This window comes from Methanocalculus sp. (assembly GCF_030651615.1).
Lineage (GTDB): Archaea > Halobacteriota > Methanomicrobia > Methanomicrobiales > Methanocorpusculaceae > Methanocalculus.
Window position 1 is genome coordinate 1 of record NZ_JAUSCG010000232.1, and the last position, 5,354, is coordinate 5,354.

Genomic DNA, 5,354 nt, shown 5'->3' on the forward strand with positions numbered 1-5,354 from the left:
GGATGGCGGCATCTATGCCGTCTCGGTCTATGATAATGATGAGCGGGCTGGCTGTGTCCTTCGGTACCTCTCTGATCCGGAAGGGGAGAGAACAGGGCCGGATGGAAGACGGTATCGGAAAGTAGAATTTGATGAGGCATTTAACTGGATCAGGGAGAACAGACCGGAATGGGCAGATACCGTCCACCGAATTCCATTAACTGAGATCACATCCATTCTGAAGCCTGAAGAGCAGATGGCGGGAATTATCAGGCGCAATCAGAGGGTACGAAGTCTGATGGGCCTCTTCTCCCTCCCTGACAGGAGTTACGGCTGTACCGGATCGCTCCTCTGCGGGCTTGAGAATGAGGCATCTGACATCGATCTCGTCGTCTATGGTGAGGATTGGTTCTCGGCTCAGCGGCAGCTTGCCGGGGCGGTTGCAGCAGGAAAGATCCCTTCAATGAGTGAAGAGATGTGGCGAAAAGTCTATCGAAAACGGGTACCGGAGATCGGTTTTGATGACTTTGTCGCCCATGAAGAGCGGAAGTTCAACAGGGGAGAGTATGAAGGGACATACTTTGACCTCCTCTTCTCACGCGGCTACAACCACCAGAATGCCGTCACCATCAGAAAAGGGGAGGCGATAGGCCGCGACGTGATCGAAGCCCGCGTAACGGATGCCTCTCTTGCTTTTGATAATCCATCAGTCTATGCAATCGACCACGACGAGATCAGCTACGTCCTCTCCTTCACCCACACGTATGCGGGTCAGGCACTTGCCGGAGAGCAGATCGAGGCAGCAGGTGTTGTGGAGGATCACGGAGACGAGAAGTGGCTGATCGTCGGAACAACCCGCGAGGCGCGGGGCGAATATATCCTCTCACGGACACTCCTTGACCGGTGATCCGATCAGGATCTCCTGAAGAATCGGTCAAAGAGTGTTGTGGGTTCACGACGACAGACCTCTTTTTTTGGACACCGGTCACAGGGGGCATTTGGTGGAGCCTTTGGCATCTCGCCCCGATAGATTGCTTCAACCTGCCGGAGTGAAGAGAAGAGTGATCTCCGATCTGATACACCCGGGACGACCGGACGGACGATCCCGGATGGCAGATAGACGATCCGTGCCGAGTTAAACAGCTCAGCATTTATCCCCTCAGATGCGAGGAGATATGCCGCCGCCCGTATCCTATCCTGCCGCCAGACCCCGTAGGTCGGGGCGCGTGTTGCCCTGAGAATACCGATCTCAGGTTCTGTGTCAAAGAGCCAGTCGATACGACCGGTTATCGCATATTTGACATTTTTGACGGAGATATCTGTTGCCCGCGGGATCTCCCATGAAATACCATTCCATGCAGTGATGCAGTCATTGAGGTACGATCGCATCGTATCAGGGATTTCGGGCCGAACAACCCGGATCTCATCCCAGATCATCTCAGTGTCACGTTCACTTCCCAGGTGATAGCCGACCTGTTTGGCGATTGTATAGGCATATGGCTCTTCGATCGGTTCGTGCCGTTCAAGGTATACCCGGAGAGGGCAGACAGAGGATCTGACGATCATTGAGACGGGGATACATTGTGGTTCTTCTCCGGAAGCAGGCGAAATCATCTTTCACAAAGCTTTTCATTCCAATCCGCTAATAGATTTGCATGGCTCAGAAGGAGATCACCGTAAACGTGCCCCAGGATCTCGATCCGGTCTACAGCAATATGATCCAGATCGCCTTCCGTGATGACGAATTCACCTTCCTCTTCCTTCACCAGATCCCAAATATCAATCAGGCGAAGGCAAAATCGATCGTAACCATCAGCCCAAAGCATGCAAAGAAGTTTCTGACGGTTCTGCAACAGAGTATTGCCGAGTTTGAAACAAAGTTCGGAACGATCGAAGCGCCAAAGGAGCAGCAGACCGGCGACTCGGTGACAATGCGTGGGTACTCCTGAAGGGGAGATCAGAACCTTTTAACCTTTTCAACGCGTATATAGTAGACGCAGTGCCGCCGTGGCTTAGCCCGGCATAGCGGCTGATTCGTAATCAGCAGGTCGAGGGTTCAACTCCCTCCGGCGGCTCTCTTTTAAGGTCGTAAAATCTAGATTAAGGCTTAATTCGCTCATTATTTGGATGCTTTGATCCTGAGCATTCGTTCTTAAGGGTAGAGATCGCAGTATCGAACAATTCTCTGCTCGAACAGAGGATCTAAATGAGAAACCAAGTCGAAATTCCATACCATAATATTGGAAGGATGTTGTTTTAATGCTCTCCAGTTTGTTGACAACAAAGTAGTATACTTAGGTCTCAACAAACCTTCGTCAATCGTGATGGTGAGCTCCGGTTCCTTCCGGATCGGTTTTTGTGGAGCGAATACAGTGTAACATATAATTCAGGGTGGGTGTTAGGATAGGTGATGGGTGCTGACCAGTTACTTGTTTTTTTCAATCTGGAAATCATAAATCCAGCAGATCCTTTAAAAGTTCCTTAATACACTCCAGATCGCTTTCTGAAAGCACACCTATTTTATTCAAAAACCTCTCTTTATCAAGAGATAAAACCTGAAAACACATTGCAAAACTTAAGCTTGAAAGACCGTTTTTTGAATCCGGGTTAATAATATGTGTATGAGGAAAATTGAATCCATTCTCCGATGTGGTAAGGGGAACAACCGTATGCATCCCGAAAGATTTTGCAAGAACAACTGCCGGACGTGTCCCGGACTGTTCGTGCCCGCGACTGTTTTCAAGTTCAATAAACCAGACTTCTCCAGGTTCATTGAAGTCCATCCCTAATACCTCATTGATTGAATAGATGCACGCTGAATCGGCCCGGTCTCATTTTTAAGCCACTCAAGGTCTTTTTCAGTTGGTTCAAATAAAAATTGTTTCACCTTTGAGATACCTTTTGCAATCTGGGTGTCACGATAAAAACCCTTAGTCTCTTTGATAATACGGAATGCTTCTATTGGCGTTCTGTTTGTTTTTTCAACAATAAAGGCATATGTTGCACCAATCTCAAGAAGAGGAGCGTTCTTCAAAAAGAGATCATCAAGATTTTTTACCATCACTTTCTCTTCATCTGATAATACAGAACATGAACTAAGGCTTTTAAACTCCTGTTTGTGATCATAATAATCTTTGGTAAATGCCGGGGAATAAGAACCGCGAACATACATTCCAAAAGGATAATTCAGATTCATCCCCTTTAACTGAAGAAGACATATCGTCTTTTGAGCAATAATTTTGCCCTCAAATTCATCACAGTCTAAGGGAAATTCCATCTCCTTAAATACTGCAATTGCTTTCTTCCAATCTCCCATCTTATTCACCCTCACATACAAGCAGATCAAACCATTTTTTTATTTTATTCCACTCTTCAAGTCCCGCGGGAGTAATTACATATAATTCAAGATTTTCCTTTGATTCAAATCTGACCTTTTCCATCCGCAGGTAACCCATCTCTACAAGGGCATTTAAATTTGAATATGTTGAGCCGTCACTTCCGATATTAAGACCATTTTTAATCTGCCTTGCTGTTGCTCCGTCTTCGCCGAGTTCTGATAAGGCCCATAGAATTTTTATCCGGCTAATTGAAAATAACTTTGAGTTCAAATTTCCGGATTCATGGACAATTTCCAAAAATTTTTCTTTCATTTTTCCCGCACACCACTTCAGCAAGTATTAGTTCGTTGATCATAATTGTTACTTGAAGTTTAAATTAATTACTGAAGACGATGCTTAAAATGTAAAACCGATCCACCACACGCCATCACCCAGAGAGGTGATCGTTTTGATAGCCTCATACAAGGTATCCACCTCACGCCATCACCTTAATCTCGTTAGTTGATACCAAAGTAGTCTACTTATGTCTCAACATCTTCATCGATTGTGTAGTTGAGTTCCGATTCCTTCCGGATTGCTATCACTTGCAGAAGCCCGTTTAGTCATTTTAACCCTCCAGAAGAAGGCGGAAAGCGTGCGATGGAGAAATGGTGATCGTAAAGAACGTTATGTGCTGATCGCAAAGGAAATTGACGGGAAAGAACAACTACAGGATGACGGATACCATGTTATTGACCTTCATGACATCATGCTGCTTTCAGATAGGTTCCTGGCAGATAAAACTCCATAATCCGGTCAGAATTTATAGAGCTACAGATCATACCTCTTTTTCTATTCCAAAACCCCATCCCTCCAATTGATTACAATGGTTGAACCGGCTGCATGCCCTGATGCGATACGAAGTCTTGTCCAGCGTTTCGAGTTTCACCTCCCCTCATATCTCAGGGGGCAGAAGAATGAGACAGAACTCAGGCGGCAGTTTCTCGATCCCTTCTTCCATGCACTTGGATGGGATGTTGATAACAACAAAGGGTATTCGGAAGCCTACAAGGAGGTCGCCCATGAAGAGCCGATCAAGATCCGGGGAAAGACACTCTTCATCGATTATGCATTCCGGATCGGGGGGCAGACAAAATTCATTGTCGAGGCAAAGAAGCCCGAGGTCAATATCAAAGAGGATACCAATGCAGCCCTCCAGCTCAGGAGGTATGCCTGGAATGCAAACCTGAAACTGAGCATCCTGACTGATTTTGAAGAGTTTGCAGTCTATGACTGCACAATCCCGATTGGAAAGAACGATACTTCCGCAACCGCCCGGATCGCCTACTTCACCTTCACAGAATATCCGGAGAAATGGGGCTGGATCGAGGAGATATTCGCGCAGGAATCGATCAAGCTCGGATCATTTGATACGTTTGCCGAATCCAAAAAGGGCAAGCGTGGAACCGCTCGCGTGGATGATGCGTTCCTTGAGGATATTGAGAAGTGGCGGGACCTCCTTGCCAGAAATATCGCTCTTCGGAATGATATCACGCTGGAAGCGCTGAATACCATTGTCCAGCGGACGATTGACCGGATCATCTTCCTCAGGATCTGTGTGAGGACAGGGGGATTGAGAGGTATGGGCGGCTGAACGATCTCAGGGACGGTGCAGGGATCTACAAACGGCTCTGCGATATCTTCATCGAAGCAGATGACCGCTATAATTCAGGGCTCTTCTATTTCCAGGAGGAGAAGGGGAGAACGGAGATCCCCGATACCCTCTCCCTGTCGGTTGTAATCGATGATAAGGTGCTCAAGGAGATTATCAACCGCCTCTATTATCCTGAAAGTCCCTTTGAGTTCTCGGTGATCCCAACAGAGATCCTCGGTCATGTCTATGAACAGTTCCTCGGAAAGGTGATCCGGCTCACCGATGGTGGTCAGGCAAAGGTCGAATACAAGCCGGAGGTCAGGAAAGCGGGAGGGGTCTTCTACACACCGACTTATATCGTCGATTATATTGTTGAGAAGACAGTTGGTGAGCTTGTTTCCGGG

Annotated in this window: 8 protein-coding genes and 1 tRNA gene; 5 read left to right on the forward strand and 4 right to left on the reverse strand. The window is 47.1% G+C overall.

The genetic code is table 11. The features are described from left to right. Nucleotides 1–886 (forward strand): nucleotidyltransferase domain-containing protein (locus tag Q7V06_RS09665; protein ID WP_304840984.1); only part of this gene is annotated, 886 nt, incomplete at its 5' end. Between the two features lie 5 nt (nucleotides 887–891). Here Q7V06_RS09665 and Q7V06_RS09670 read toward each other — a convergent pair. Further along, a complete protein-coding gene (locus Q7V06_RS09670) occupies nucleotides 892–1,593 on the reverse strand; it encodes a hypothetical protein (protein ID WP_304840986.1) in 702 nt (233 codons plus the stop codon). Nucleotides 1,594–1,634: 41 nt separating this feature from the next. Here Q7V06_RS09670 and Q7V06_RS09675 point away from each other — a divergent pair, with 41 nt between their 5' ends. Both Q7V06_RS09675 and Q7V06_RS09680 read left to right on the forward strand, forming a co-directional pair. After that, on the forward strand, nucleotides 1,635–1,928 hold the full coding sequence (locus tag Q7V06_RS09675; protein ID WP_304840988.1) for a DUF3467 domain-containing protein: 294 nt from the start codon (nucleotides 1,635–1,637) through the stop codon (nucleotides 1,926–1,928). A 52-nt stretch (nucleotides 1,929–1,980) separates the two neighbouring features. After that, nucleotides 1,981–2,054: transfer RNA gene (locus Q7V06_RS09680), tRNA-Thr, on the forward strand. A 375-nt stretch (nucleotides 2,055–2,429) separates the two neighbouring features. Here Q7V06_RS09680 and Q7V06_RS09685 read toward each other — a convergent pair. Genes Q7V06_RS09685 through Q7V06_RS09695 form a run of 3 tightly spaced genes read right to left on the reverse strand, consistent with a single transcriptional unit; the run spans nucleotide 2,430 to nucleotide 3,629 of the window. Continuing rightward, entirely contained in the window at nucleotides 2,430–2,762 is a 333-nt protein-coding gene (locus Q7V06_RS09685) for a type II toxin-antitoxin system PemK/MazF family toxin (RefSeq protein ID WP_304840990.1), read from the reverse strand. Between the two features lie 2 nt (nucleotides 2,763–2,764). Next, nucleotides 2,765–3,295, reverse strand: a complete 531-nt coding sequence (locus Q7V06_RS09690) for a hypothetical protein (RefSeq protein ID WP_304840992.1) — start codon at nucleotides 3,293–3,295, stop codon at nucleotides 2,765–2,767. A gap of 1 nt (nucleotide 3,296) precedes the next feature. Next, nucleotides 3,297–3,629: a transcriptional regulator gene (locus Q7V06_RS09695; protein ID WP_304840994.1), complete on the reverse strand. Its 333-nt coding sequence runs from the start codon at nucleotides 3,627–3,629 to the stop codon at nucleotides 3,297–3,299. A 553-nt stretch (nucleotides 3,630–4,182) separates the two neighbouring features. On the opposite strand from Q7V06_RS09695, the gene Q7V06_RS09700 reads away from it, so the two are divergent. Together Q7V06_RS09700 and Q7V06_RS09705 are read left to right on the forward strand one after the other, a co-directional pair. Next, entirely contained in the window at nucleotides 4,183–4,950 is a 768-nt protein-coding gene (locus Q7V06_RS09700; RefSeq protein ID WP_304840996.1) for a type I restriction enzyme HsdR N-terminal domain-containing protein, read from the forward strand. 158 nt (nucleotides 4,951–5,108) lie between these two features. Further along, a partial coding sequence (locus Q7V06_RS09705) for a hypothetical protein (protein WP_304840998.1) occupies nucleotides 5,109–5,354 on the forward strand: 246 nt, incomplete at its 3' end.